The following is a 26,904-nucleotide window of genomic DNA, read 5'->3' as shown; positions in this document are numbered from 1 at the left end:
GAAACAAGTTCAGCATGACGAATGGGAATTTCTACTTGAACAAACTCCCCAAAATCCCGCGCACCAGGCTCTTGCCCAAACTCCCGGCCACCTGCCGGCCAATCGTGCTGGCCGCCGAACGGGCCGCCGCCTCGATGGCCTTCTGCGTCGCCGTCGGCTTGGCCGCAGCGCGGGCCCGCGCCACTTCCAGCCGCGCCGCCTCCCGTTCGCGCTGCGCCTGCAATTTCGCCTGCTCCTTGGCTGCCTGCGCGTCGAGCTTGGCCTGCAGCGCCGCCGCCTTCTCCGCCTCGGCCTGGGCCGCGCTCTCCTCGCGCTTCATCACCAGCAGTTCGGCGGCCGATTCGCGGTCCACCCGCTCCTCATATTTGCCGGCAAAGGGCGAGGCGTTGATCACGTCCATGCGCTCCCCCGGTGTCAGCGGCCCCACCCGGCTGCGCGGCGGCGCGATGCGCGTGCGCTCCACCGGGCTCGGCGCGCCATCGGGCATCAGGGTCGAAACCAGCGCCTCGCCCACCTTCATCTCGGTGATCACGGCCGCCACATCCAGTCGCGGATTGGGCCGGAAGGTTTCCGATGCGCTCTTGATCGCCCTTGCGTCGCGCGGCGTGAAGGCCCTCAATGCATGCTGCACCCGGTTGCCCAATTGGCTGGCCACCTTTTCCGGAATGTCGATCGGGTTCTGCGTCACGAAATAAACGCCCACACCCTTCGACCGGATCAGGCGCACCACCTGCTCCACCTTGTCCATCAAGGCATCGGGCGCCTCGTCAAACAGCAGATGCGCCTCGTCAAAGAAGAACACCAGCTTGGGTTTGTCCGGATCACCCACCTCGGGAAGCGTTTCAAACAGTTCCGACAGCAGCCACAACAGGAAGGTCGCATAAAGCCGGGGGGACTGCATCAGCTTGTCCGCCGCCAATATGTTCACCCGGCCCCGGCCCTTGCCATCCAGCGCGATGAAATCGCTGATCTCGAACGCCGGCTCGCCAAAGAAGGCCGCGCCGCCCTGGCTTTCCAGCGTCAGCAGCTGGCGCTGGATGCTGCCCACACTGGCCTTGGTCACATTGCCATATTTGGCCGAAAGCTCGTCCGCATTTTCGGCCACCCAGGCCAGCATCGCCTGCAGATCCTCCAGATCCAGCAGCAGCATGTCGTTGTCGTCGGCATAGCGGAAGGCGATGGTCATCACCCCTTCCTGCGTGTCGTTCAAACCCATCAGCCGGCTGAGCAGCAACGGGCCCATTTCCGAAATGGTGGTGCGGATCGGGTGGCCCTGCTCGCCGAACAAATCCCAGAACACGACCGGCATGGCTTCCCAGTCATAATCCTCGATCTTCAGTTCCAGCGCGCGCTTGCCGGTCCAGGCCGCCGCCTCGCTGCCGGCCCTGGCCATGCCGGCGATATCGCCCTTCACATCCGCGAGGAACACCGGCACGCCAGCCCGCGAAAAGCCTTCGGCCAGGCCCTGCAGCGTCACCGTCTTGCCGGTGCCGGTGGCGCCCGCGATCAGGCCGTGGCGGTTGGCGCGCTTCAGCACCAGGCTTTGCGGCTGGTCCTGATCCGAAAGGCCGATGAACAGGGAATCGGTCACAGAGGTCTCCTTCGCCTGCCAGTTTCAGCGCGGCGGGTGCGTCACGTCCAGCCGGAAGATGTCGGGCCTTGCATAATGGCCGGCGGCATCGAAATCGAAGCGGGCGCGCACCACATCGGCGAGGTCAACCTCCGCCGTGATCAATCCCTCGCCGCCCCGGAGCGGCCCGGCCAGCACCTCGCCGAGCGGGGAGACGATGAGGCTGCCGCCGCCGATCATCGGCGCATCCTCGGCCCGGTCGCGCAGGGAAATGTCATCGCCCAGCGCCGTCGTTGCCGGCCCCTGCCATTGGCAGGCCGACACCAGGAAACAGCGGCTTTCCACCGCAATGTGGCGCATGCTGATTTCCCATTGCGGCCGCTCGTCCACCGTCGGCGCCGCCCACAGGCTGATGCCCTGATCATAGAGCGCGGCGCGCAGCAGCGGCATGTAATTCTCCCAGCAGATCACCGGCCCGATGCGGCCGATGGGGCTGTCAAACACCCGCACATCCTGTGGGCCGCCCTGCCCCCACACCAGCCGTTCGGCCGCGGTGGGCATCAACTTGCGGCGATGGCCGGCAAACTGGCCATCGGGGGTGAATTGCAGCGCCGCGCATTGCAGGGTGGCGCCTTCGCGCACAATGGCGCCGGTGACGATGGTCGCCTTCAAGTCGCCCGCCAGCCCGGCCAGCGCCGCCACCTCCGGCCCATCGATTTCGATCGCCTGCTCCCAATAGCGTTTGAACGCATCGCGCCCGGCCGGCGTGCGATAGCCCAGGCGCACGCCAAAATCCTGCCCCTTGGGATAGCCGCCAAACAGCGCCTCGGGCAGCACCAGCAGATCGGGCCGCGCCTCCGCCAGTTGCCTGCGCCAGCCCATCAGCACGTCCAGCGTCTCTGCCGTCGTCGCCCGGCTGCCCAGTTGCAAGGCGGCCAGCCGGGCCGTGCCTGTCGGGATCGTCATGCTGCCTCCAATCGGCTCATCGCCCAGGCCGCCGCCTCGGCCACCACCGCATCCTCATGCCCCAGATGCGCCGCCACGGGCCCGCGCAAACTGGCATCGCCGCTGTTGCCGGCGGCATAAAGGCAATTGCGCAAGAACCGCTTCACCCCGATCCGCTTGATGGCGCTGCCGGAAAACAGCGCCCGGAACGCCGCATCATCCAGCGCCAGCAATTCGGCCAGTTTCGGCGCGGTCAATTCGGCGCGCGGCTGGAAGGCCGGCTCCTCGGTGGCGTGCGCAAAGCGGTTCCACGGGCAGACCGACAGGCAATCATCGCAGCCATAGATGCGGTTGGCCATGGGTGCGCGGAATTCCTCCGGGATCGGCCCGGCATGTTCGATGGTCAGGTACGCCAGGCAGCGCCGCGCGTCGAGGCGATAGGGCGCCGGAAAGGCCTGCGTCGGGCAGGCCGTCTGGCAGCGGGTGCAGCTGCCACAGCGGTCCGTATGCGGCGCATCGGCCGGCAATTCCAGTGTGGTGTAGATCGCGCCCAGGAACAGCCACGAACCATGCTGGCGGGAGACAAGGTTGGTGTGCTTGCCCTGCCACCCCAACCCGGCCGCTGCAGCCAGCGGCTTTTCCATCACCGGGGCGGTGTCGACAAACAGCTTCACCCCGGCCTCCGGCCGCTGCGCCACCAGCCAGCGCGCCAGCGCCTTCAGCCGCTTCTTGATCAGATCATGATAATCCCGGTTCCAGGCATAAACCGAAATCACGCCCGTATCGCCCTGCCCGGCCAGCCGCAGCGGATCGAGCGCCGGGGCATAGCTTGTTCCCAACATGATCACGCTCTTCACCTCGGGCCACAGGCCCTGCGGGCTGGCCCGCTCTCGGCTGCGGCCCGCCATCCAGATCATGTCACCATGGCAGCCATCATCCAGCCAGGCCCGCAGCCGTTTGCCGGCTTCCGGCACCGCGTCCGCCGCGCAGATGCCGATATCGGCAAAGCCCAGCGCGAGCGCCTCGGCCTTCAGCGCCGCAATCAATTCAGGCCCGCCAGCCACTCCACCACCATGCCAGCCACTTGCTGTTCCAGTGCGCCCCAGAACAGCCAGTGCGGGGCGCCCGGCAGCTCGTGATAATCCACCGTGCCCGAAAGATTGCGCGCCGTTGCCCGGGCGATGCCGGGCGGGGTGATGCGATCCTCCGTCCCCACCAGCACCAGGGCTGGCCGGTTCAGCCGGGCATAATCCACCCGCGTCGTGTTGCCGAACAGGGGCGGCAGCGCCATTTCGGCCAGCACATGGCCTGAATCCCACACCAGCGCGGCGATTTCGGCCTTGGTCACATCCTCGGGCACGCCGTTGAAAATGCCCCAGCGCGCGCCCTCTTCGTCACACAGGGTCGGCTCATCCCACCAGCCCCATTTCAGGATGACATTCTTCAGCGTGCGCGCCGGATCCAGGCTGAAACTCTGGCTGTTGGCTGCCGCCGCCGGCGACAGCAGCACCAGCCCGGCATGATCGATGCGCTGCGCCAGCAATTGCGCCAACAGGCTGCCCATCGAATGGCCCAGGATGATTGGAGGTGCGGCAAGCTTCAGCGCCTCCGCCTCCAGCTGGTCAACATAGGCGCGCACCGGCAACTGGCGCAGCCCCGGCGCCGGCGGCAGGCTCACCGGCCGGTCGTGAAACAACAGGCAGGGCGCGTGCGTCTCATGCCCCGCCGCCTCCAACGCGGCGCGCACCCGGTCAAACGTGGCCGGGGTGGACCACATGCCGTGGATGAGGAGGACGGGCGGCTTCAGCACACCACTCCGGTCGACGCCAGCACGCCCAGGGTGACGATATCGCTGGCGCTGCTGTTCATCGGCACGATCTGCACCGGCTTGCTCATGTTCACCAGCATCGGGCCAACCACGCGCAGATTGGCCACTTCCTTGATCAGCTTGGCGGCGATGTTGGCGCTGTGCAGGCCGGGCATGATCAGCACATTGGCCGGGCCCGACAGGCGGTTGAACGGATATTGCGCCCGCATGATCGGATTGAGCGCCACATCGGCCGACATTTCGCCTTCATATTCAAAGCCGACCTGCCGGCTGTCGAGCAGCTTCACCGCGCCGCGCACATTGTCGACAAACTCGCCGCGCGGATTGCCGAAGTTGGAATAAGACAGGAAGGCCACGCGCGGCTCCTGGCCCAGCCGGCGCGCCACGGCTGCGGTTTCCACTGCGATGCTGGCCAGCGTTTCCGCCGTCGGCCGCTCTGTCACCGTCGTGTCGGCGATGAAGATGGTCTGCTTCTTGCCCACCAGCATATGGATGCCGAACGGCCGGTGCCCCGGCACCGGATCAATCACCTGGCGCACCTGGCGATAGGTGGTGGCGAAATTGCGCGTCACCCCGGTCAGCATCAGGTCCGCCTCGCCCAGCGCCACCAGCAGCGCGCCAAACACGTTGCGCTCGTGGTTCACCATGCGCTGCACATCGCGGTGCAGCATGCCGCGCCGCTGCAGCCGGGCATAAAGATGATCAACCATGCGCGGCACCAGCGGGGAAATGGCGCTGTTGTGGATCTCGAAACTGTCGATATCGGTCACGCCCAGCCGCGCCAGGCCTTCGCGCACCGGCTCCTCCCGGCCGACCAGCACCGGCGTGCCATAGCCGCTATTCTTCCAGTTCACCGCCGCGCGCAGCACCACCTCCTGCTCGGCTTCGGCAAACACCGCCCGGCGCGGGCGCAGCTGCGCGCTTTCGATGGCGCCCTGCAGGATCGACGTGGTCGGGTTCAGCCGCCCGCGCAGCTCCTGGGCATAGGCGTCCTCATCAAAGAACGGCTTCTTCGCCACGCCCGATGCCATCGCCGCCTTGGCCACCGCCGTCGGCACATGCTCGATCAGGCGCGGATCAAACGGCGCCGGAATGATATATTCCGGGCCAAACACCCGCGCCTTGCCGCCATAGGCTGCCGCCACCTCATCGGGCACCGGCATGCGCGCCAGGCTGGCGATGGCGTTGGCCGCGGCCAGCTTCATCTCCTCGTTGATGGCGGTCGCCCGCACATCCAGCGCGCCCCGGAACAGATAGGGGAAGCACAGCACATTGTTGACCTGGTTGGGATAATCGCTGCGCCCGGTGGCCACGATGGCATCGTCGCGCACCTTGTGCACCTCCTCCGGCGTGATTTCCGGATCGGGGTTGGCCATGGCAAAGATGATCGGATTGGCCGCCATGCTGGCCACCATCTCCGGCGTCACCGCGCCTTTCTGCGACAGGCCCATGAACACATCGGCGCCCACCATCGCCTCTTCCAGGCTGCGGGCATCGGTGGCGGCGGCATGCGCCGATTTCCACTGGTTCATGCCCTTCTCGCGGCCCTTGTAGATGACGCCCGAGGTGTCACACATGATGACATTCTTGACGCCATACAGCTTGATCAGCTCGGTGCAGGCAATGGCCGCCGCGCCGGCGCCATTCACCACCAGCTTCACATCCTCCGGCTTGCGGCCCGTCAGATGCATGGCGTTGATCATGCCGGCCGCCGCCACGATGGCGGTGCCATGCTGGTCATCGTGAAAGACCGGAATGTTCATCCGCTCCTTCAGGGTCGTCTCGATGATGAAACACTCCGGCGCCTTGATATCCTCAAGGTTGATGCCGCCGAACGACGGCTCCAGCAGCTCCACGCAGGCGATGAACTTCTCGACGTCCTCGGTCGCCACCTCCAGGTCGATGGAATCAATGTCGGCAAAGCGCTTGAACAGCACCGCCTTGCCTTCCATCACCGGCTTGGACGCCAGCGCGCCCAGATTGCCCAGACCCAGGATGGCGGTGCCGTTGGAGATAACGGCGACCAGATTGCCCTTGATGGTATAGTCATAGGCGCTGTCGGGATCGGCGGCGATGGCGCGCACCGGGGCAGCCACGCCGGGCGAATAGGCGAGGCTCAGGTCGCGCTGCGTCGCCATCGGCTTCGAAGCGACAATGTCGATCTTCCCCGGCTTGCCGGTGCGGTGGTAAACCAGCGCCTCGCGGTCGCCAAAATCCTGATCCGTGGTGCTGCTCATCGCCCGTCGCTTTCCGTTCGTCGCAACTGGATAGAATTGTGGCAGCATCGCGGCAAGTGGCTTGCTGCCCCTTTCCGCCAATCCTGCGGCGCGCTATCCCGTCGCGGTGACCGCCGCATCCCCCATGATCGCGCAATATCTGGCGCTGAAGGCGCAGGCCGCCGATGCCCTGCTGTTCTTCCGCATGGGCGATTTCTATGAGCTGTTCTTCGATGATGCCGCCACCGCCGCCGCCGCGCTCGACATCGCGCTGACCAAACGCGGCGAACACGCCGGCCAGCCGATCCCGATGTGCGGCGTGCCGGCCCATGCCCACGAAGCCTATCTCGCCCGCCTGATCCGCGCCGGCCACCGCGTCGCCATCGCCGAACAGGTGGAAGACCCGGCCGAAGCCAAGAAGCGCGGCAGCAAGTCCGTCGTCGCCCGCGCCATCACCCGCATCGTCACCCCCGGCACCGTCACCGAAGCCGGCCTGCTCGAACCCCGCCGCGCCAACTGGCTGGCCGCGCTCGTTCCTCCCCAGGCTGCGCCTGGGGAGGGGGACCGTGCGCAGCACGGTGGAGGAGCCGCCGCCCCAACCGCTGCCCTCGCCTGGCTCGATCTCTCCACCGGCGCCTTCCACACCACCGCTGGCAGCCTCGCCGAAATCAAGGCCATCCGCGCTGCCCTTGCGCCTGCCGAAACCCTGGTGCCCGCAGGGTCCGAACTTCCCTACACGCCGCGCCCCGCCGCCGATTTTTCCGCTGCCCGCGCCGAAACCGCGCTCAAATCCCGCTTCGGCGTCGCCACATTGGATGGCTGGGGCCAGTTCACCCGCGCCGAACTGGCTGCGGCCGGCGCGCTTCTCGCCTATGTCGCCGAAACCGCCCGCGCTGCCGCCCCCCTGATCCTGCCGCCCCGGCAGGAACTGCCCGGCAACCACATGGCCATCGATGCCGCCACCCGCGCCAGCCTCGAACTGCAGCGCAGCCACAGCCGCCACAGCCTTGAAGCCGCCATTGATCGCACCGTCACCGCCGCCGGCGCCCGCGCGCTGGCCGGCGATCTCGCTGCGCCCCTCACCGATGTCGCCGCCATCACCGCCCGGCTCGATCTCGTCGGCTGGTTCATCGCCGATCCCCTCACCCGCACGGCCACCCGCGACGCCCTGGCCGCCCTGCCCGACATGGCGCGCGCCCTGGCCCGCATCAGCATCGGCCGCTGGTCCCCGCGCGATCTCGGCCAATTGGCCGCCGGCCTCAGCGGCGCGCTGGCGCTGAAGGCCGCCGTGAAAGCTCCTCCCCATTCTCTGGATGGGGAGGGGGACCGCCGGAACGGCGGTGGAGGGGCCCTCCCCAGCCTGCTCGCCAACCTCCTCGCCCAGATCGGCACCGGCCAGATCGGCAGCCTTGTCGAGCAAATGGCCCGCACCCTCGTCGATGAACCACCGATCGAGCTGCCCGGCGCCATCCGCCCCGGCTTTGATGCCGCATTGGATGATCTGCGCGAAACGGCGCGCGACGGCCGCAGCGCCATCGTTGCCATGGAAAGCCGCTTGAAGGCCGATACCGGCATCACCGCCTTGAAGATCCGCCACAACAATGTGCTCGGCTATCATATCGAGGTGCCGGCCGGCCGCGCCGATCCCCTTCTCCGGCCGGACTCGGGCTTCATCCACCGCCAGACCATGGCCGGCGCCGTCCGCTTCAGCTCGCCGGAACTCGCCAGCCTCGCCACCCGCATCCTCTCGGCCGCCGATCATGCGCTCGCCGCCGAAGCCGCCCATCTCGAAGAGCTGCGCGCCGCCGTCCTCACGCAAGCCCACGCCATTTCGGAAACCGCCGCCGCCCTGGCCCGCATCGATGTGGCGGCCGCGCTCGCCGATCTGGCGGCGTCCGAAAACTGGTGCCGGCCAATTGTGGACGCGACCACCGCCTTCCACATCGAAGCCGGCCGCCACCCGGTCGTCGAGCTTGCCGTCAACAAGGGCGGCGCCCGCTTCACCCCCAATGATTGTGATTTGTCGGCTGATGCCCGCGTCTGGCTGGTCACCGGCCCCAACATGGCCGGCAAATCCACCTTCCTGCGCCAAAATGCGCTGATCGCCGTGCTCGCCCAGGCCGGCAGTTACGTGCCCGCGGCGTCCGCCCATATCGGCGTGGTGGACCGGCTCTACAGCCGGGTCGGCGCCGCCGATGATCTGGCCGAAGGCCGCTCCACCTTCATGGTCGAAATGGTCGAAACCGCCGCCATCCTCAGCGGCGCCACAAACCGCAGCCTCGTCATCCTGGATGAGGTCGGGCGCGGCACCTCCACCTATGATGGCCTCGCCATCGCCTGGGCCGTGCTCGAAGCCGTGCACGATGATCTCCAGTGCCGCTGCCTGTTCGCCACCCATTATCACGAACTCGTGCCGTTGACGGCCAAGCTCACCAGCCTCGCCAGCGTCACGGTGAAGGTGCGGGAGTGGAAAGGCGATCTCGTCTTCCTGCACCAGGTCGCACCCGGCGCTGCCGACAAGAGCTATGGCCTCGCCGTCGCCCGCCTCGCCGGCATCCCCGCGCCCGTCCTCACCCGCGCCCGCGCCATCCTCGCCCGGCTTGAATCCCGCCGCGAGCAGACGGGCGGCATCGCCGCCGGGGTGGACAGCCTGCCCCTCTTCGCCGCCCCCACCGCCGCCGCCACCACCGACGAGCTGCGCGAAAAACTCGGGTCCATCGATCCCGACAACATCACGCCCCGCGAAGCACTCGACCTGCTGGCGGATCTGAAGGCGTTGGCGTCACAGAAGGGGTAGGAGGAAGCGCCTGCGCGGGCAGGCGCGCAGCCCCAGCTCGCCGCATGGCTTGCAGCATCACGCCCTCAATTCGCCGTCCAGACGCGCACCCAATCCACCGCCATTGCCACTTCGCCGCGGTCGATGCTGTCCAACGTTGTCTGCGGCAGGCCGGGCCAGGGCGATGTCACGCCGTTCACCTTGGCCGGATACACGCCGCCAAGGGCAAAATTCAGGATCAAAAACTGCTTCCGGTCAAACCGCCAGGCGCCATAGGTTTCCACCATCGCCCGGCTGACACGATAATATTCCCGGCCATCCACTGTGAAGATCACCGCATCGGCGGTGCGCTCCACGCCATAGACATGCCAGCCGGTCACATCTTCACCGGCCGGAAAGACGAAGCGCTGCAGCAGCGGCGTGTCGCCGGAATAACCGGGGCCGTGGATGGCGGCGTTGGTCCACGCCTTGTCCCCCACGTTCTCCATGATGTCGATCTCGCCACTGTCGGGCCAACTGCCATAGCCCAGCAACCAGAAGGCCGGCCACACGCCCACGGCATCAGGCAGGCGGATACGCGCCTCCACCTTGCCATAGGTCACATCCACCTTGTCGGCGGTGTTGATCCGGCCCGAAACATAATCGGTGCGCCGGCCACTGGGCGTCACAAACCCCGCGCGCCGCACCGGTTTCAGCACCAGCGCGCCGCCATCGGCCCCGGCCACATTGGCAAAGCTGATCGTTTCCGGGCTGTCGACATAGGCCTGCAGCTCGTTGTTCACCCACAGGGCCGGCCCTTCGACATTCCAGCGGCTGCGATCCAGCGTGCCGGCGTTGAATTCATCGGCAAAGATCAGGCGGCTGGTTGGTGCCGGGCTTGGGGTCGGGGTTGGCGCTGGCGCGGGCGCGGGCGCTGGTGCCGGGCTTGGCGCCGGGATGGCCGCCACCGCGCCACCGGCCCCGCCGCCGCCACACCCCGCCAGCAAGGCCAGCGCCACCACCGACGTCACGCCCAGTCGTCTGCGCATCGCACCCTCCCCGCGCCATGTGAACGTTCGCATTTATCCAACGCTAGGCCGCTTGGCCGCAAAGGGCAAGCCTCACTCCCCACGCTTCACGCTTGACCGACAGGGCCCATGCCGCCACCACACGGCCATGGCAGGCTGGCAATTCTGGATCGACCGTGGCGGCACCTTCACCGATATCGTGGCGCTGCGCCCCGATGGCCGGCTGGTCACCGCCAAATTGCTGTCCAACGCGCCCGATCGCTACCAGGATGCCGCATTGGAAGGCATTGCCCGGCTGCGTGGGAGCGATCCCGCCCCCATTGCCGCCGTGCGCATGGGCACCACGGTTGCCACCAACGCGCTTCTCGAACGCAAGGGCGAGCCCACATTGCTCGCCATCACCGCCGGCCATGCCGATGCCCTCATCATCGGCCACCAGGCCCGGCCGCGCATCTTTGCCCTCAATATCGAAAAGCCCGCGCCGCTCTATGGCGCCGTGGTCGAAATCCCCGAACGGGTGGCGGCCGATGGCGCGGTGCTGCAGCCCCTTGATGCGGCGGCGACCACCGCCCGGCTCCAACAGGCCTTCGCCGATGGCTGGCGCAGCATCGCCATCGCCTGCCTGCACGGCCATGCCCACCCGGCCCACGAACGGCAGGTGGCCGACATCGCGCGCAGCCTTGGCTTCACCCAGATCACCTGCAGCCATGATGTCGGCGCCGTCATCCGCCTCGTGCCGCGCGCCAACACCGCCGTGGTCGATGCCTATCTGTCGCCGCCGCTCGCCGCCTATGTGAACCAGGTCGCGGCCGGGCTGAATGGCGTGCGGCTGGATTTCATGCAGTCCAACGGCGGCCTTACCCGCGCCGGCCATTTCCGTGGCCGCGATGCCATATTGTCCGGCCCGGCCGGCGGCATTGTCGGCATGGCCGCCGCCGGGCGCAGCGCCGGGGAAACCCGCCTGATCGGGTTCGACATGGGCGGCACCTCCACCGATGTCTCGCTGTTTGATGGCCAGTTCGAACGCGCGGAGGAGGTGATGATCGCCGGTGTGCCGATGCGCGTGCCGATGCTCAAGATCGACACGGTGGCCGCCGGTGGCGGCTCCATCATCTCGGTGGTCGGCGGCCGGTTGAAGGTCGGCCCCGAAAGCGCCGGCGCCGTGCCCGGCCCGGCCTGCTACCGTCGCGGCGGGCCGCTCACCGTCACCGATGCCAATGTCATGCTCGGCGTGCTGCAACCGGATTATTTCCCGGCGCTGTTCGGCCCTGATGGGAACCAGCCTTTGGATGCCGATGCGGTGCGGGAAAAATTCGCCGCGCTGGGCCGCGAACTCGGCTGCACTCCCGAAGCCGCAGCCCAGGGCGCGCTCGCCATCGCGGTTGAAACCATGGCCCAGGCCATCGCCCGCATCTCGATCGCGCGCGGCCATGATGTCACCCGCTATGCCCTCGCCTGCTTCGGCGGCGCCGGCGGCCAGCACGCCTGCAAGGTGGCCGATGCGCTGGGCATGACCCGCGTGCTCATCCACCCGCTCGCCGGCGTGCTCTCCGCCTTCGGCATTGGCCTGGCTGAAAACCGCGCCGTGCGGCAGCGCAGCCTCAACTGGCCGCTGGGCCAGGATCTGGCCGCCGAAGCCGCAGCGCTGGCCGCCGAAGCCCGCGCCGTGCTGGCCGCCCAAGGGGAGGCCGTGGCCGATGTCCGCCTCTCCGCCCTCGTTCGCTATGCCGGGTCCGACAGCGGGATCGAACTGCCGCTGGCCAGTGCCGACACCATGGCCGCCGCCTTTGCCGACGTTCAATCGCGCCGCTTCGGCTTCGTGGTCGACGATGCCGATCTGGTGGTGGATACGCTGATTGCCGAAGCCGTTGGCCACAGCCCTGAACTTGTCACCATCGCATCGGATGCGGTCACCACCGGCCCATCTGCGGTCACCGCGCCGCCACCGGCGGCCACGCGGCCCCTCTTTTTCGCCACGGGCGCAGCCGAAACGCCAATCTTCCACCGCCACGATCTTGCGCCCGACTGCACCCTGCCCGGCCCTGCCCTGATCCTCGATGACAGCGCCACCACCCTCGTCGAACCGGGCTGGACTCTCGGCGTTGATGCCGCCCACAATCTCCTCCTCACCCGCACCACGCCACTCGCCCGCCCGGCCAGCGCCACCACCGTCGATCCGATCCGGCTGGAGCTGTTCGCCAACCGCTTCATGGCCATCGCCGAGGATATGGGCGAGGCGCTGAAGACCACCGCATGGTCAGTCAACATCAAGGAAAGGCTGGATTTTTCCTGCGCCATCTTTGATGCCGCCGGCCATCTCGTGGCCAACGCGCCACACATGCCGGTGCATCTCGGCAGTATGGGCGACAGCGTGCGCACCGTGATGCAGGGCTGGCAGACCAGCCCGCGCGGGATTCGCACGGGCGACATGTTCGTGCTCAACAACCCTTATGCCGGCGGCACCCATCTGCCCGATGTCACTGTGGTTGCACCGGTTTTTCTCGATGGCGCGGCCGGCCCCGCCTTCTGGGTGGCGGCGCGCGGCCACCAGGCCGATATCGGCGGCATCACACCCGGTTCCATGCCGCCCGACAGCACCGACATTGCACAGGAAGGCGTCATGATCGACAACAAGTTGTTGATCGATCAGGGCAACTTCCTTGAGGCCGAGATGCTGGCGCTGCTGGCCTCCGGCCCCTGGCCGGCGCGCGATCCGGCCCGTTGCTTGGGCGATCTCAAGGCCCAGGCCGCCGCCTGCGCCCGGGGTGCCTCCGCACTCAAGGCCCTGTGCGCCAGCGAAGGCGCTAAGACCGTCGCCGCCTTCATGGCCCATGTGCAGGATGATGCCGAAGCCGCTGTTCGCACAGCCATTTCCGGGTTGACCGACGGCGAATGCAGCGTCGCCATGGACAATGGCGGCACCATCCGCGTCGCCGTCCGTATCGATCACGCCGCTGGCACCGCCACCATCGATTTCACCGGCACCTCGGCGCAATTGCCCAGCAATTTCAACGCGCCCTATGCCGTTGCCCAGGCCGCCGTGCTCTATGTCTTCCGCTGTCTGGCCGGCAATGATCTGCCGATGAACGATGGCTGCATGCGCCCGCTCACCCTCATCGTCCCCGATGGCTGTCTGCTGCGCCCGGCCCCGCCCGCCGCCGTGGTCGCGGGCAACGTCGAAACCAGCCAGATCATCACCGATGCCCTGTTCGGCGCCGTCGGCAAACTGGCGGCATCACAGGGCACGATGAACAATTTCACGTTTGGAAACAAGGATTTCCAATATTATGAAACCATCTGCGGCGGTGCCGGCGCCGGCGTCGATAGTTCGGGGGGGGGCTTCGCCGGCGCCAGCGCCGTGCAGACGCACATGACCAACAGCCGCCTCACCGATCCCGAAGTGCTGGAAAGCCGCTTCCCGGTGCTCGTCACCCGCTTTGCCGTCCGCCACGGCTCCGGCGGCGCCGGGCGCTGGCCGGGCGGCGATGGCGTCATCCGCCACATCACCGCCTGCACTGCGATGACCGCCTCACTCCTTTCCGGCCGCCGCGCCACCGTGCCATTCGGCCTTGCCGGCGGTGGCCCGGCCCTGCCCGGCAACGCCCGCGTGCAACGCATTGACGGCACAAGCGAAATCCTCGGCCCCTGCGCCCGCGTCGAGCTTGCCGCCGGCGATGCCATCATCATCGAGACCCCCGGCGGCGGCGGCTTCGGCGCATGACCACCCTGCCCAGCCTGTGGCCGCTGATCGGCATCGCCATCGTCGTCGCCGGCTTTGCCATCCGCGCCAATCCGCTGGCCGTGGTGGTGGCTGCCGCCTTTGGCTCCGGCCTTGGCGCCGGCATGGCCGTGCCCGACATCATCGCCGCGCTGGGCAAGGCCTTCCACCAGAACCGCTATGTCTCGGTGCCTTGGCTGCTGCTGCCGGTCATCGGCCTGATGGAGCGCGGCGGCCTCGGCGAAGCGGCAACCGCCCTCATCCAGCGCACCCGCAGCGCCACCGCCTCGCGCATCCTGCTGATCTATCTTGCGTTTCGCCAGATCACCGCCGCGCTTGGCCTCACCCAGATCGCCGGCCATGCCCAAAGCGTCCGCCCGCTGATCGCCCCCATGGTCGAAGCCGCCGTGGTGCGCGATGATCCCGCCATCGATGAAGGCGGCCGCAACCGCGCCAAGGCCATGGCCGCGGCCACCGACAATGTCGGCATCTTCTTTGGCGAGGATATCTTCCTCGCCATCGCCTCGATCCTGCTGATCAAGGGCTTCCTCGAAGGCGCCGGCATCCTTGTGGAGCCGCTGCAACTGTCGGTCTGGGCCATCCCCACAGCGCTGGCCGCCTTTGCCGTGCACGGGCTGCGGCTGTGGCGGATGGGCCGGCGATGATCGGCCTGCCGCAGCTCTATCTGCTGGCCGGGCTGGTGTTTGCCGGCTGGGCCATCGCCACGCTGCTGGATCGCCGGCACATGGCCAGGTTGCGCGGTTCCGCCTTCTGGGCGCTGATTTCGCTGGAATTTCTGGCCGGCGATGTGTTGAGCGACATTCACAATGGCCTGATCGTGCTGGCCCTCGTTAGCCTCGCCCTGGCCGGCGCCCCCGGCAAGGGCCAGCCGGCCACCACCAGCACGGCTGATCGTCAGGCCAGTGCGGCGGCGCGCGGCAACCGCCTGTTCCTGCCCGCCCTGATCGTGCCGATGGTGGCGCTGGCCGGCACATTGGCGCTGCCGCGCCTCGGCGATCTGGTCGATCCAAAGCAGGTGACTTTGATCTGCCTCGGGCTCGGCGCCATCATCGCGGTCGCCGTGCTGCTGGCCTGGCTGCGCCCGCCGGCCAGCGCCGCGGTGCAGGAAGGGCGCCGGCTGGCCGAAGGGGTCGGCTGGGCGATGATCCTGCCGCAACTGCTGGCCAGCCTGGGCATGGTGTTCGGCCTGGCCGGCGTGGGCGATATCGTCGGCGCCGTCGCCCCGCTCGCCATCCCCGAAGGCAGCCGGCTGGCCGCCGTGCTGGCCTTCACCGGCGGCATGGCGCTGTTCACCATATTGATGGGCAATGCCTTTGCCGCCTTCCCGGTGCTGATGGGCGGCATCGGCCTGCCGGTGCTGGTGCACGGCCTGGGCGGCGATCCGGTGGTGATCGGCGCCGTTGGCATGCTCGCCGGCTTCTGCGGCACCCTGCTGTCGCCAATGGCGGCCAATTTCAACATCGTGCCGGCGGCCTTGCTGGGCCTGCCCGACCGTTACGCCGTGATCCGCGCGCAATGGCCCACGGCTGTGGCGTTGTGGCTGTTCAACACCGCGCTGATCTGGGGATTCGCCTTTCGATGATCCTTGATGAACCACAGGCCGCCCGCATGGCCGGCATCGCCTTGGGCCATGTCACCCGCGAATATCCGCACAAGCTGGATCATGTCTTGACCAGCGATGCCGATGCGCTGGGCCCGCGCGCGCTGCACCCGATGTTCTTTGGCAGCTTTGATTGGCACAGCTGCGTGCACGGCTGGTGGCTGCTGTTCCGGCTGCTCCACCTGTTCCCCGGCCATGCCCGCGCCGCAGACACACGGGCGCTCGCCGCCACCATCTTCACGCCCGAAAATGTCGCCGCCGAACGCGCCTATTTCGCCCGGCCGACCGCAAAGGGCTTTGAACGCCCCTATGGCTGGGCCTGGATCCTGATGCTGCAGGCGGAGTTATCCGGCGCTGCCAACCCCTTGGCCGCCATGTTCAAACCGCTCGCCGATGATTTCGCCGCCGCCTGGGCCGCCCATCTGCCGCTGCTCACCTATCCCATCCGCACCGGCTCCCACGCCAACACCGCCTTTGCCCTGACGCTGATCGCCGATTGGGCCGCCGATCACGACCGGCCGTTGCTGGGCCTGATGCAGTCCCGCGCCTGCGCCTGGTTCGGCAACGACACGTACGCCCAGGCCTGGGAGCCAGACGGCGATGCCTTCCTCTCCCCCACCCTCACCGAAGCGCTGGCCATGGCGACCTTGCTGCCGGCAAACGAGTTCCGCCGCTGGTTCAAGTCCTTCCTGCCCCACGCCGGCCAGCAGCTGCCGGCCAGCATCTTCACGCCGGCCACGGTCTCTGATCGCAGCGACGGCAAGATCGCCCATCTGGATGGCCTCAACCTGTCGCGCGCCTGGGCCTTCCGGCGCATCGCGGCAGCGCTGGGGCCTGATGAAACCACGACGCCCGTGCTGCGCGCAGCGGCCGACAACCATCTGGCCGCCGCCCTGCCCCACATCGCCGGCGATTATGCCGGCGAACATTGGCTGGCCAGCTTCGCGCTACTGGCCCTGATGGCCTAGAGCGGTTTCCCACCCATCTGGATCGCCGGCACGGAGCCGATTTTGGTTCGGCGCAAGAAGCAAGGAGGGCGCAATGCAGCGCATTGCAACCGACGCAGCGACGCTGCACCGGGCCAAAATCGGCCCGCCCCGCAAGGGGGCGCCCGCAAGGGCGATGACGGTGGTTCAGATTGGTCGGAAACCGCTCTAACGGCGCGGCGGCGGGCCCCGGCGTTGTGGCGGCGGTCCGCGCCGCTCCGGCGGGCGCGGCGGTCCACCGGCCGGAATGATCGCAATCTGATCCTCGGCGCTGTTGCCCTTGCGGGTCGCATGCCGTTTCAGCGCCACCATGAAGCGTTCCGCCATGTCGGGCGCGATTTCCACCAGCGTTTCCGCCGGGAAAATGCGGATGGCGCCGATATCAGGCTTGGTCACGCCGCCACGCCGGCACAGCAGCGGGATGATCCAGCGCGGATCGGCGCTGTCACGCCGGCCAACATCCAGGCGGAACCACACACCTTCGCCGCCGCGGCCGCGATCGGGCCCACGGCCGGCGTCATTGCTCTCACGCCGGTCACGCCGTTCTGGCCGCTGCAGCGGCCCGGCATCCACCAGCTCTTCCGCCTGCGGCAGCCGGGCCCGGTGCATGCGCACCAGCGCGGCGGCAATCTCGTCCACGCCATGCCGGGTCAGCAGTTCCTCGCCCAGCCGCTTGTCCTCATCGTCCAACCCGCCAATGCCTTCGCCGATGGATTCCAGCAGCCGCACCCGGTCTTGCGCGGCAATGGCCTCGAGCGAGGGCACCGGCAGCCATTCCGGCTTCACCCCGGCGCTGTGCAGCATGCGCTCCACCCGCCGCCGCGCCGGATAGGGTACCACGAGAACGGCCGTGCCCTTCGAGCCCGCCCGGCCGGTGCGGCCTGACCGGTGTTGCAGCGTTTCCGGATCGCGCGGCAGCTCGACATGGATGACAAGGTTCAACCCCGGCAGATCGATGCCGCGCGCCGCGACATCGGTTGCCACGCACAGCCGAGCTCGCCGGTCACGCAGCGCCTGCAGCGCCTGGTTGCGCTCGGACTGGCTGTGCTCACCCGAAAGCGCCACGGCGGCAAAACCGCGCTCCACCAGCGACGCGTGCAGCCGGCGGACATTGTCACGCGTGGCGCAGAACAGCATCGCCGTCGGCGCCTCGTGGAAGCGCAGCAGGTTGACCACCGCCGCCTCGATATCGGCCGGCGCCACCGTCACGCACTGATAGGCGATATCGGCATGCGCCGCCGCCCGCCCGGCGGTGGCGAGGCGCAGCGCATCCTTCTGATAATCGCGCGCCAGTTCGGCAATCCCCTTGGGCATGGTGGCGGAAAACAGCAGCGTGCGCCGGGTGGGCGCTGCGGCATCCAAGATTTCTTCCAGATCCTCGCGAAAGCCCATGTCGAGCATTTCGTCGGCCTCATCCAGCACCACGGCGCGGGCCTGGTCCAGCATCAGGGCGCCGCGCTCCAGATGGTCGCGCAGGCGGCCGGGGGTGCCAACCACGATGTGGGCGCCGGCGGCCAGCGCGCGCCGTTCCACCTGCTGGTTCATGCCGCCCACGCAGGTGGCGATGCGACCGCGCGCCGGGCCATAAAGCCAGGTCAATTCCTTGGCGACCTGCAGCGCCAGCTCGCGCGTTGGCGCCACGACCAGCGCCAGCGGCCGGCCAGCCGGCGGCAGCACATCGCCGCCGCCCAGCAGTTCATCGGCCATGGCCAGGCCAAAGGCCACCGTCTTGCCCGAACCGGTCTGGGCCGAAACCAGCAAATCGCGGCCGCGCGCTTCATCAGCGATCACGGCAGACTGGACGGGGGTGAGTTCTTCATAGCCGCGCGCGGCAATCGCCTGGGCCAGCGGCGCAGGGAGTGATTCCATTGTCATCGGCGGCCTATGGCGCAACTGGCGCCAAAAGGCGAATCGCCCGGCATTAAACAAAGCACAGGCGGCTGGTCACCCAGCCGCCTGCACTTCCTGTTTGTGGCTTGTCTCAGTAGACTTCAAACAGGCCCGCCGCGCCCATGCCGCCGCCCACGCACATGGTGACGACCACATATTTGGCGCCACGGCGCTTGCCTTCGATGAGGGCGTGGCCGGTGCAGCGCGCGCCGGTCATGCCATAGGGGTGGCCGATCGAGATCGAGCCGCCGTTGACGTTGAGCAGGTCGGGATCAATGCCCAGCACGTCGGCGCAGTGCAGCACCTGAACCGCGAACGCCTCGTTCAGCTCCCACAGGCCGATGTCGTTCATGGTCAGGCCATTGGCCTTCAGCAGCTTGGGAATGGCATAGATGGGGCCAATGCCCATCTCGTCCGGCTCCAGGCCGGCCACCGCCATGCCGCGATAGGCGCCCAGCGGGGTCAGGCCGCGGCGGGCGGCTTCCTTGGCTTCCATCAGCACGCTGGCCGAGGCGCCATCCGAAAGCTGGCTGGCGTTGCCGGCAGTGATGCAGCCGCCTTCGATCACCGGCTTCAGGCCCTTCAGCCCTTCCAGCGTGGTTTCCGGGCGGTTGCCTTCATCCTTGGTCAGGGTGATCTCGTGGGTGGTGACCTCCTTGGTCTCCTTGTTCACCATCGCCATCTGCGCGGTCATCGGCACGATTTCATCGTCAAACTTGCCAGCAGCCTGGGCGGCGGCGGTGCGCATCTGGCTCTGATAGCCATATTCATCCTGCCGGTCGCGGCTGACGTTGTAACGCCTGGCCACCACTTCGGCGGTCTGCAGCATCGGCATGTGGATATTGGGATGCATGGCCACCAGGCTGGGATCGGACCCCACACGCATCTTGTCGTTCTGCACCATCGAGATGCTGTCGACACCGCCACCAACGCAGATCTGCATGCCATCGATGATGATCTGCTTGGCCGCCGTGGCGATCGACATCACGCCCGACGAGCATTGCCGATCCATCGACTGGCCCGACACCGTCACCGGCAGGCCAGCACGCAGCAGCGACAGGCGGGCGATGTTGCCACCCTGCACACCCTGCTGCAGGGCGCAGCCCATCACCACATCATCCACCTCGGCGCCCTCGATCCCGGCGCGCTTCACGGCGTGGGCAATGGCATGGCCGGCGAGCGTCGGCGACGGGGTGGCGTTGAACGCCCCGCGATAGGCACGGCCAATCGGGGTGCGGGCGGTGGAAACGATAACGGCTTCACGCATCGGAAGGTCCTTTCAGGAAAATTTGGCGGCTCAGCCAACAAACGCCAGGGTGATCCATTCGGCGGCCAGCGCCGGCTTGGTTTCACCGTCAATCTCGACACTCACATTCACCGTGGTCTGCCAGGCGCCATCCGGGCGCTGGGTCACGTCGGCAATGGTGAAGCGGCCGCGCACGCGCTTGCCCGATTTCACCGGCGCCATGAAACGCACCTTGTTCAGGCCATAGTTCACGCCCATGCGCGTGCCCTTGATGCCCGGCATCGCCTGATAGGCCATAACCGACAACAGGCTGAGCGTGAGATAGCCATGGGCGATGGTGGTGCCAAACGGCGTCTGCGCCGCCAGTTCCGGGTTCACGTGGATGAACTGATGATCGCCGGTCACTTCGGCAAAGGCGTCGATCTTGGATTGCGGCACGTCTACCCAATCCGAAACGCCCACTTCCTGGCCCACCAGGGCGCGATATTCGTCCAGCGTCAGCGATTTTCCGGCCATGACTCTCTCCCCAACATGTTTGCGCAACCCTAGGCCTCGCTTTCCGTTTGCGTCAACCCGCGCCCTGAACCCGGTCGCCGCTCGCTGATCTGCGTCGGGTCCACCAGCCGGCCATCGGGCGCGGCGGTGAAGCTGGTCTGGGTGGGATAGGCGAAATCCACGCCCAGCTCGGCAAAGCGCCGCACCATGGCAAAGCCCACCGCCTGGCGCGCGGCCAGCATCGCCGCCAGATCGGGCACTGTCACAAAGAACACCAGCTCGAAATCCAGGCTGGATGCGCCAAAGCCGGTGAACACCGCCCGGTCAAAGCGCGTGTCGGCCACCGCCTCCACCAGCCGCTGCAGTTCGCCCGGCAGCGCCTCCAGCACGGCCGGCGGCGTCTGATAGATGATGCCGAACTGCAGCACCACGCGCCGTTCCTCGATGCGCCTGAGGTTCGCCACCTGCTGCTCCAGCAGCTTGGTGTTGGCCATCACCAACTGCTCGCCCGACAGCGCCCGGATGCGCGTGGTCTTCAGCCCGATATGCTCCACCGTGCCGGTCGAGGTGCCATAGCTGATCACGTCCCCCACCCGGAACGGCCGGTCAAACAAGATGGCGAGCGCGGCGAACAGATCGGAAAATATGCCCTGGGCGGCCAGACCAATGGCAATGCCGCCCACGCCCAGGCCGGCCACCAGCGCAGTCACGTTCACGCCCAGATTGTCGAGGATCAGGATCGCCGCCAGCAGCCAGACCACCACATTCACCAGCACGCTGATCACGCCCATGGCGCTGCCCAGCGCGCGGGCATCGTCCGGGCTAGCATCGGCCCGGCGGCGCACCAGGCCCAGCACCAGCTCGCGCAGCCACAGCGCGCCCTGCACCGCCACTGCGATGGTGAACAGATTGTCCACCAGCCGCAGCAACGGCCCCGGCGGTGCCACCGCATGGGTGGCCCCATCCAGCGCCACCGCGATCAGGAAAATGGTCAGCGTGCGATCAACAAGGCCGCGGGCGATACCCCGCCAGCCGTCCGCGCCCACCGGCAGCAACCGCCGCGCCAGCAGCAGCAGGCCTTCCAGCCCCACAAAGATCGCCAACGCAACGCCGGCACCAAACAGCGCCTCGCCGCTGTCCTGCGTCACCCAGCGCCAGCTGTCGCCCAGTGTCGCCTCGATGCGGGCGCCGGCGCGGCCGATGGGATCGTTCATCACCAGCAGCCGTCCAACCAGGCCGGCTGCCGCACCGTCACGCTGGCATCGCCCAGGAACAACGGCCCGGCGGCCGCCTCCAGCCGCAGATGCACGATGGCATTGTCGCCCCGCCGGCTGCGCAGCTTGCCACAGGCGCGGCCCTCGGCGTCCTTCACCTCCACCGCCTCACCGGCATCGCCCAGGATGGTCACCGGCACCAGCCGCCGCCGCACCTTGTCCCGGTGGTGCATGCGCGCGGTGTTTTCCTGGCCGACATAACAGCCCTTGGTGAAGCTCACCCCGTTCAACAGGTCCGCCCCGGTTTCCAGCCACAGCAGCTCGTCCTGCCCGATGTCCGCACTGTCGGGCACGCCCACGGCGTGGCGGTGCGCGTCATAGGCATCGGCGCCGTTGGCCGCACTGCCGGCCGGCCCGATCCAGCGCGCGCCCAGCGCCGGCAGCCGGGCATCGGCCGGTTCGCCGCCAGGCCAGCTGGCCAGCACCGCCAGATCATCCCGCCGCGCCAGCACCACGGCCTTGCGCAGCTTGTACATCGAAAGCCGCTTCAAAAGCGCCTCTGCCCGCTCTGCCGCCACATCGATGAAGATGTCTCCATCGTCACCGGCGTGAAGGTGGAAATCAAACAGCGCCTTGCCCTGCGGGCTCAGCAGCCCGGCAAAGACCGGCCGGCCGGGGCCGAGCAGCCCAACATCATGGGTGATCATGCCCTGCAGAAAACTGGCAGCATCGGCGCCGGTGACAGACAGAACAGCGCGATTTTCAAGGATGAAGGGGGTCATGCAACGTCAGATAAGGGCTTGGCCGGGCCCTGCCAATGGCCGTGCTGCCGGCATGGGCGAAAAGCGCCACGCTGCCTGCTTGACTCTGCCGCCCATTTCTCGCATTGGGGCCGCCTTCGTCGCGGTGGCCATGCCTCCCGCGCAGCAACTGATTTACGCGGAAACGGAACCATGGCCAAGCCGACGACCATCAAGATCAAGCTCGTGTCCACCGCCGACACCGGCTATTTCTATGTCACCAAGAAGAACCCGCGCACCAAGACCGAGAAGCTGTCGTTCCGCAAGTACGACCCGGTCGCCCGCAAGCACGTGGACTTCAAGGAAGCCAAGATCAAGTAAGCGCCCCGCAGCGCTGAACGAACAAGAGGGCTGGCGGCAACGCCGGCCCTTTTTGCATGTCCGCTCACGCCAGGAACGCCAGGCAGCCCGCCGCGTCCAGCGCCGGATCAAGCCGTTGCCGCACGGCCGCCGGCAGCGCAGCATGGCGCGCCCGCAGATCGGCCAGGCATTTCACCTGATATTTGAACACCCCCTGTTCATAGGGCAAGCCATCGACGCTGATGCGGAACATCGGCTCACCGGCCGCTGCGGCGGCGGCATTGGCCAGCAGGAACGGGCCATAGACACGGCCAATTTCGGCCAGCAGGCTGGTCACCACCGGCGCCAGTGGCGCATCGGCCGCCTGCCATTCGCCCTCGATGCCCGATGCATCATCCACATGCAGCAGCCAGCGATAGACGCCCGGATAATCGGCCCGCATCATCGCCTGGGGAGTCGGGTCCACCCCCAGTTGCGACAATTGCCCATAAAGGCCGAACTCCGCCAGCGACGGCCGTGATCCGAACAGCCAGTGCGTGTTCACCACATGCTGTTCCAGCGCCGCCAGCACGCGGCGCGTGGATGCTTCGATCAACGGGAAATTGGTACGCGTGCACCCTACCAGCGCCATCCGCCCCACCTGCCGTTCGCGGAATTGCGCCGCAAATTGTTCGGCCTGCTCGCCGCCACCCTTGAAGGCATCAAAGGCCAGCCAGCGGCTCATCTGCAATTGGTCCACCGCCTCCAGCCAGCGATAGCCAAACATCGCCTTGGTCAGCCATTCATCGGCAAAATCCTCGACCAGATGCGCAAGGAAGGCGTGACCCGGATCATCGGGCACGATCGACCGCTCGGGATGACGCGCTTCCAGATCATGGATCAGCGGCGTCGAATCATTGGCAAAATGGCCCTCGGGATATTCCAGCACCGGGATCACCGGCGCCTTCACCTTGCTGGTCGCGGCCTGGTGGGTTTCGCGGCCATGCACCCAGACATGGGGAATGCGCCGCGCCCGCAACACGGCCCGCATCTTCATCGAATAGGGGGACGCCAACGCGCCATGAAGCCTGTACATCCGCCACTCCCTCTGCCCGGGCTGATCTGCGGCAAAGGCTAGGCCCGGTTGGCGGCCACGACCACTCCCAGATTTCGCCATGCCGCCCTGGCCGCGACCATCACAACCATCGCTGTCCGCTTGGCAGCGCCCGCGCCAGCCGGTAGGGCTTGCTGCGTGCTGCGTGACCGCCCCTCCTCCACCGATCCGGCCGTGCTGGCGCTGCAGGCGCTGGCCCATGTCGCCGGTGACGAGGCAATGGGCCCGCGCTTCCTGGCCTTGACCGGCATGGACGTGGCGGAACTGCGCGCGCACGCCGGCGAACCCGCCACGCTGATTGCGCTGATGGATTATCTGATGGCCAACGAGCCTGATCTGCTCGCCACGGCCGAGGCGCTGGGCGTGAAGCCCGAAACCCTGGCCGGCGCCGCCCGCCAGCTGGGAGGGACTGACTGGTGAAACAACGGCCGCTCATCGTTTCCGATTGCGATGGCGTGCTGCTGCACTTCATCGCGCCGTTCATCGATTATCTGCGCGCCGTGCACGGCCTCACCCTCAGCCTCGACACCTTCGCGCTGACCGGCAATGTGAAGCGCCCCGACGGCACCGCCGTGCCGGCGCAGGACTTCCCGCCGCTCCTGAACGGCTTCTTTGCCGACTGGATGCACAACCAGCACCCGATCATTGGCGCCGCCGATGCGCTGGGCCAGCTGGCCAAGGATTGCGATGTGGTGGTGCTCACCAACATCGCTGATCATCACGCCGCGCGGCGCACCACCGAGTTGGCCCGGCTCGGCATGCCCTATCGCGTCATCGGCAACCAGGGCGGCAAGGGCGCGCCGCTGAAGAAGCTGCTCGACGAATTCCAGCCGACGGAAACCATCTTCATCGATGATCTGCCGCCCAACCACACATCGGTGAAGGCGCATGTGCCCCATGTGCACCGCCTGCACATGGTGGCCGAACCGGAAGTGCGCCACCTGATCCCGATGAGCCCCGATGCCCACGCCCGCCATGATGATTGGCCGGCGATGCTGTCCCACATCGAAACCATCCTGAAAGGCTGATCCCATGACCCCGGAACAAAAGCTCGCCGAACTCGGCATCACCCTGCCCAATGCCGCCGCCCCGGCCGCCAATTATGTGCCCACCGTCACCGCTGGCCAGCTGATGCACATCAGCGGCCAGATCCCCTTTGCCGAGGATGGCAGCCTGATGAAGGGCCGGCTGGGGGATACGGTGGATGTCGCCTTTGGGCAGGCCGCCGCCCGCCGCTGCGCCGTGGGCCTGATTGCCCAGATGAAGGCGGCGCTCGGTGATCTGGGCCGGGTGAAGCGCATCGTGAAGCTGGGCGTGTTCGTCGCCAGCCACCCCGATTTCACCGATCAGCCCGAGGTGGGCAACGGCGCCTCCAACCTGATGGTCGAGGTGTTTGGCGATGCCGGCCGCCACGCCCGCTCGGCCGTTGGCGTCGCCGTGCTGCCGCGTGGGGTCGCGGTGGAAGTGGATGCGGTGATCGAGATCGCCTGATGGCCGAATGGCAGGTGCGTGTGGTGGGCAAGGCCAGCGAGATCGCGCTGGCCGATTGGAACACCTGCGCCGGCAATGGCCATCCCTTTGCGCAAGGTGAATTTTTCCGCGCGCTGGAGGATTCGGGCAGCGCCACGGCGCGCACCGGCTGGCAACCCGTGCATCTGGTCGCCGACGGTGAGGATGGCCGCCCGGCCGGCATCCTGCCCTGCTATCTGAAAACCCACAGCCAGGGCGAATATGTCTTCGATCATGCCTGGGCCGATGCGCTGGAACGCGCCGGGGGCCGCTATTATCCCAAGCTGCAGGCGGCCTTTCCCTTCACGCCGGCCACCGGGCCACGGTTGCTGCTGCGCGACGCGGCTTGTGCCCCGGCCCTGATCGCGGCGGCCGAACAGATCACGGCGGCCAACAATTTCTCCAGCGCCCACGCCACCTTCATTACGCCCGAACAACAGGCACTGTTCCGCGATGCCGGCTGGCTGATCCGCATGGGCGAGCAATTCCACTGGCAGAACGACAATTACCGCGATTTCGGCGATTTTCTGGCCGCCCTCTCCTCCTCCCGCCGCAAGATGATCCGCAAGGAGCGGGAGCGCGCGGTCGCCGGCCTCGACATCATCCACCTGACCGGCGCCGAGATCACGGAAAGCCATTGGGACGCGTTCTGGACCTTCTATCAGGACACCGGTGCGCGCAAATGGGGCCAGCCCTATCTCACCCGCCGCTTTTTCAGCCAGATCGGCGAGACGATGGGGGATCGCATCCTGCTGATGTTCGCGGCCCGCGCCGGCCAGCCGATTGCCGGCGCCCTCAACTTCATCGGCGATGAATGCCTCTATGGCCGCTATTGGGGCTGCACCCAGGATGTGCCCTTCCTGCATTTCGAGCTCTGCTATTACCAGGCCATCGAATGGGCCATCGCCAATGGCCGCGCCCGCGTGGAGGCCGGCGCGCAAGGTCAGCACAAGCTGGCGCGCGGTTATCGCCCCACCCCGGTGATTTCGGCACATTTCATCGCCAATGCCGGCTTCCGCCAGGCCGTTGCCGATTATCTCGCCCGCGAAACCCGGGCGATGATTGAAGAGATTGAATATCTCGACAGCCACGGCCCGTTCAGGCAAGTGCAAGCAAAGGAAGCGCAAGGCTGAATGATGCGTTATGCCCTGATCCTCGCCCTGATCGCTGCACCAGCCGCCGCCACCGATGTGGTGCGATTGACGGATGCGCAGCGTGACGCGGTGATCGCGGCGGCTGCCAACGGTCCGGAAAAGCCGCTGGTCGTCACCCCCGAACAGGCCCAGCGCCAATCGGTCCTCGACCGCTCGCTCTATCCCGAATTCTTCGCCCCCGGCGGGGCTGCGCCCGCGGCCGATCGCAAGGTGCATGGCGAAATGACCATGTTTGCCGGCAGCGGCGGCACCGCCGGCTTTTCCGGCACCGCCATCATCCCGGTCGGCGAAAGCAGCACCGCCGCCGTTTCCATCACCCAGGGCACCAGCCGTTTCGGCAACATCAGCGGCTTTGGCTTCGGCTTTGCCACCGGCGATGCCCAGCGCAATTTCACCGCCGACATCGGCTACAACGGCTTTGGCGGCTATGGCCCGTTCGGCCTGGCGCCGCCCGGCTATGGCCGCTTCGGCTATGGCCTCGGAAGCGGCATGATTGGCGGGTTTGGCCGCCCGCACCGCCGCTGGCGCTAATCCGC

Annotated in this window: 23 protein-coding genes; 11 read left to right on the top strand and 12 right to left on the bottom strand. The window is 67.4% G+C overall.

What is annotated here, in order from left to right; genetic code table 11:
• Positions 1 to 31: 31 nt before the first annotated feature.
• Genes AC6BOR_RS14745 through AC6BOR_RS14725 form a run of 5 tightly spaced genes read right to left on the bottom strand, consistent with a single transcriptional unit; the run spans position 32 to position 6,580 of the window.
• Positions 32 to 1,591 carry a helicase HerA-like domain-containing protein gene (locus AC6BOR_RS14745; protein WP_498059112.1) on the bottom strand — a complete coding sequence of 520 codons (1,560 nt, stop codon included), beginning with the start codon at positions 1,589 to 1,591 and terminating at the stop codon, positions 32 to 34.
• Between the two features lie 24 nt (positions 1,592 to 1,615).
• The gene (locus AC6BOR_RS14740) at positions 1,616 to 2,536 is read right to left on the bottom strand and encodes a carbon-nitrogen hydrolase family protein (protein ID WP_498059111.1); all 921 of its coding nucleotides are present in this window, start codon (positions 2,534 to 2,536) and stop codon (positions 1,616 to 1,618) included.
• On the bottom strand, positions 2,533 to 3,579 hold the full coding sequence (gene queG / locus AC6BOR_RS14735) for a tRNA epoxyqueuosine(34) reductase QueG (RefSeq protein WP_498059110.1): 1,047 nt from the start codon (positions 3,577 to 3,579) through the stop codon (positions 2,533 to 2,535). The genes AC6BOR_RS14740 and queG overlap by 4 nt, the downstream gene beginning before the upstream one ends.
• Positions 3,558 to 4,325: an alpha/beta hydrolase gene (locus AC6BOR_RS14730; protein ID WP_498059109.1), complete on the bottom strand. Its 768-nt coding sequence runs from the start codon at positions 4,323 to 4,325 to the stop codon at positions 3,558 to 3,560. The genes queG and AC6BOR_RS14730 overlap by 22 nt, the downstream gene beginning before the upstream one ends.
• Positions 4,319 to 6,580, bottom strand: a complete 2,262-nt coding sequence (locus tag AC6BOR_RS14725; RefSeq protein ID WP_498059108.1) for an NADP-dependent malic enzyme — start codon at positions 6,578 to 6,580, stop codon at positions 4,319 to 4,321. Before AC6BOR_RS14725 ends, AC6BOR_RS14730 begins: the two co-directional genes overlap by 7 nt.
• Positions 6,581 to 6,704: 124 nt before the next feature.
• Here AC6BOR_RS14725 and mutS point away from each other — a divergent pair, with 124 nt between their 5' ends.
• Positions 6,705 to 9,356, top strand: a complete 2,652-nt coding sequence (gene mutS, locus AC6BOR_RS14720) for a DNA mismatch repair protein MutS (protein ID WP_498060673.1) — start codon at positions 6,705 to 6,707, stop codon at positions 9,354 to 9,356.
• 65 nt (positions 9,357 to 9,421) lie between these two features.
• On the opposite strand, the gene AC6BOR_RS14715 is transcribed toward mutS, so the two are convergent.
• Positions 9,422 to 10,396: a glycoside hydrolase family 16 protein gene (locus AC6BOR_RS14715; protein WP_498059107.1), complete on the bottom strand. Its 975-nt coding sequence runs from the start codon at positions 10,394 to 10,396 to the stop codon at positions 9,422 to 9,424.
• A 94-nt stretch (positions 10,397 to 10,490) separates the two neighbouring features.
• Here AC6BOR_RS14715 and AC6BOR_RS14710 point away from each other — a divergent pair, with 94 nt between their 5' ends.
• The 4 genes from AC6BOR_RS14710 to AC6BOR_RS14695 are packed head-to-tail and all read left to right on the top strand — an operon-like array spanning position 10,491 to position 16,649.
• Positions 10,491 to 14,063 (top strand): hydantoinase B/oxoprolinase family protein, encoded by a 3,573-nt coding sequence (locus AC6BOR_RS14710; RefSeq protein WP_498059106.1) that lies wholly within the window; start codon positions 10,491 to 10,493, stop codon positions 14,061 to 14,063.
• Positions 14,064 to 14,077: 14 nt separating this feature from the next.
• Complete coding sequence (locus AC6BOR_RS14705; protein ID WP_498060672.1) at positions 14,078 to 14,725, top strand: DUF969 domain-containing protein; 648 nt, start codon at positions 14,078 to 14,080, stop codon at positions 14,723 to 14,725.
• On the top strand, positions 14,722 to 15,663 hold the full coding sequence (locus AC6BOR_RS14700; RefSeq protein WP_498059105.1) for a DUF979 domain-containing protein: 942 nt from the start codon (positions 14,722 to 14,724) through the stop codon (positions 15,661 to 15,663). The genes AC6BOR_RS14705 and AC6BOR_RS14700 overlap by 4 nt, the downstream gene beginning before the upstream one ends.
• Positions 15,660 to 16,649, top strand: a complete 990-nt coding sequence (locus AC6BOR_RS14695) for a DUF2891 domain-containing protein (RefSeq protein ID WP_498059104.1) — start codon at positions 15,660 to 15,662, stop codon at positions 16,647 to 16,649. Before AC6BOR_RS14700 ends, AC6BOR_RS14695 begins: the two co-directional genes overlap by 4 nt.
• Before the next feature lie 186 nt (positions 16,650 to 16,835).
• On the opposite strand, the gene AC6BOR_RS14690 is transcribed toward AC6BOR_RS14695, so the two are convergent.
• From AC6BOR_RS14690 to ygfZ, 5 genes are all read right to left on the bottom strand, one after another.
• Positions 16,836 to 18,542, bottom strand: coding sequence for a DEAD/DEAH box helicase (locus AC6BOR_RS14690; protein ID WP_498059103.1), 1,707 nt, complete (start codon positions 18,540 to 18,542; stop codon positions 16,836 to 16,838).
• Positions 18,543 to 18,648: 106 nt separating this feature from the next.
• Positions 18,649 to 19,824 (bottom strand): acetyl-CoA C-acyltransferase, encoded by a 1,176-nt coding sequence (locus tag AC6BOR_RS14685; protein WP_498059102.1) that lies wholly within the window; start codon positions 19,822 to 19,824, stop codon positions 18,649 to 18,651.
• 30 nt (positions 19,825 to 19,854) lie between these two features.
• A complete protein-coding gene (locus AC6BOR_RS14680) occupies positions 19,855 to 20,319 on the bottom strand; it encodes a MaoC family dehydratase (RefSeq protein WP_498059101.1) in 465 nt (154 codons plus the stop codon).
• Positions 20,320 to 20,348: 29 nt separating this feature from the next.
• Positions 20,349 to 21,512: a mechanosensitive ion channel family protein gene (locus AC6BOR_RS14675; RefSeq protein ID WP_498059100.1), complete on the bottom strand. Its 1,164-nt coding sequence runs from the start codon at positions 21,510 to 21,512 to the stop codon at positions 20,349 to 20,351.
• On the bottom strand, positions 21,512 to 22,294 hold the full coding sequence (ygfZ, locus tag AC6BOR_RS14670) for a CAF17-like 4Fe-4S cluster assembly/insertion protein YgfZ (RefSeq protein WP_498059099.1): 783 nt from the start codon (positions 22,292 to 22,294) through the stop codon (positions 21,512 to 21,514). The genes AC6BOR_RS14675 and ygfZ overlap by 1 nt, the downstream gene beginning before the upstream one ends.
• A 171-nt stretch (positions 22,295 to 22,465) precedes the next feature.
• Here ygfZ and rpmG point away from each other — a divergent pair, with 171 nt between their 5' ends.
• Entirely contained in the window at positions 22,466 to 22,633 is a 168-nt protein-coding gene (gene rpmG / locus AC6BOR_RS14665) for a 50S ribosomal protein L33 (RefSeq protein ID WP_086117499.1), read from the top strand.
• 64 nt (positions 22,634 to 22,697) lie between these two features.
• Here rpmG and AC6BOR_RS14660 read toward each other — a convergent pair whose 3' ends face one another.
• On the bottom strand, positions 22,698 to 23,687 hold the full coding sequence (locus AC6BOR_RS14660; RefSeq protein WP_498059098.1) for a glutathione S-transferase: 990 nt from the start codon (positions 23,685 to 23,687) through the stop codon (positions 22,698 to 22,700).
• Positions 23,688 to 23,843: 156 nt separating this feature from the next.
• Between AC6BOR_RS14660 and AC6BOR_RS14655 the strand changes: the two genes are divergently transcribed.
• The 5 genes from AC6BOR_RS14655 to AC6BOR_RS14635 are packed head-to-tail and all read left to right on the top strand — an operon-like array spanning position 23,844 to position 26,899.
• Positions 23,844 to 24,125: a DUF3572 domain-containing protein gene (locus AC6BOR_RS14655; protein ID WP_498059097.1), complete on the top strand. Its 282-nt coding sequence runs from the start codon at positions 23,844 to 23,846 to the stop codon at positions 24,123 to 24,125.
• Positions 24,122 to 24,733, top strand: coding sequence for an HAD family hydrolase (locus AC6BOR_RS14650; protein WP_498059096.1), 612 nt, complete (start codon positions 24,122 to 24,124; stop codon positions 24,731 to 24,733). The genes AC6BOR_RS14655 and AC6BOR_RS14650 overlap by 4 nt, the downstream gene beginning before the upstream one ends.
• Positions 24,734 to 24,737: 4 nt before the next feature.
• A complete protein-coding gene (locus AC6BOR_RS14645) occupies positions 24,738 to 25,196 on the top strand; it encodes a RidA family protein (protein WP_498059095.1) in 459 nt (152 codons plus the stop codon).
• The gene (locus AC6BOR_RS14640) at positions 25,196 to 26,347 is read left to right on the top strand and encodes a GNAT family N-acetyltransferase (protein WP_498059094.1); all 1,152 of its coding nucleotides are present in this window, start codon (positions 25,196 to 25,198) and stop codon (positions 26,345 to 26,347) included. Before AC6BOR_RS14645 ends, AC6BOR_RS14640 begins: the two co-directional genes overlap by 1 nt.
• The gene (locus AC6BOR_RS14635) at positions 26,348 to 26,899 is read left to right on the top strand and encodes a hypothetical protein (RefSeq protein ID WP_498059093.1); all 552 of its coding nucleotides are present in this window, start codon (positions 26,348 to 26,350) and stop codon (positions 26,897 to 26,899) included.
• The last annotated feature ends 5 nt before the right edge of the window (positions 26,900 to 26,904 follow it).

It is taken from the genome of Sandarakinorhabdus sp. FBCC-B8862, assembly GCF_059745315.1.
The sequence above is the reverse complement of the archived record's forward strand: the minus strand, read 5'-3'. Positions and strand labels throughout refer to the sequence as shown.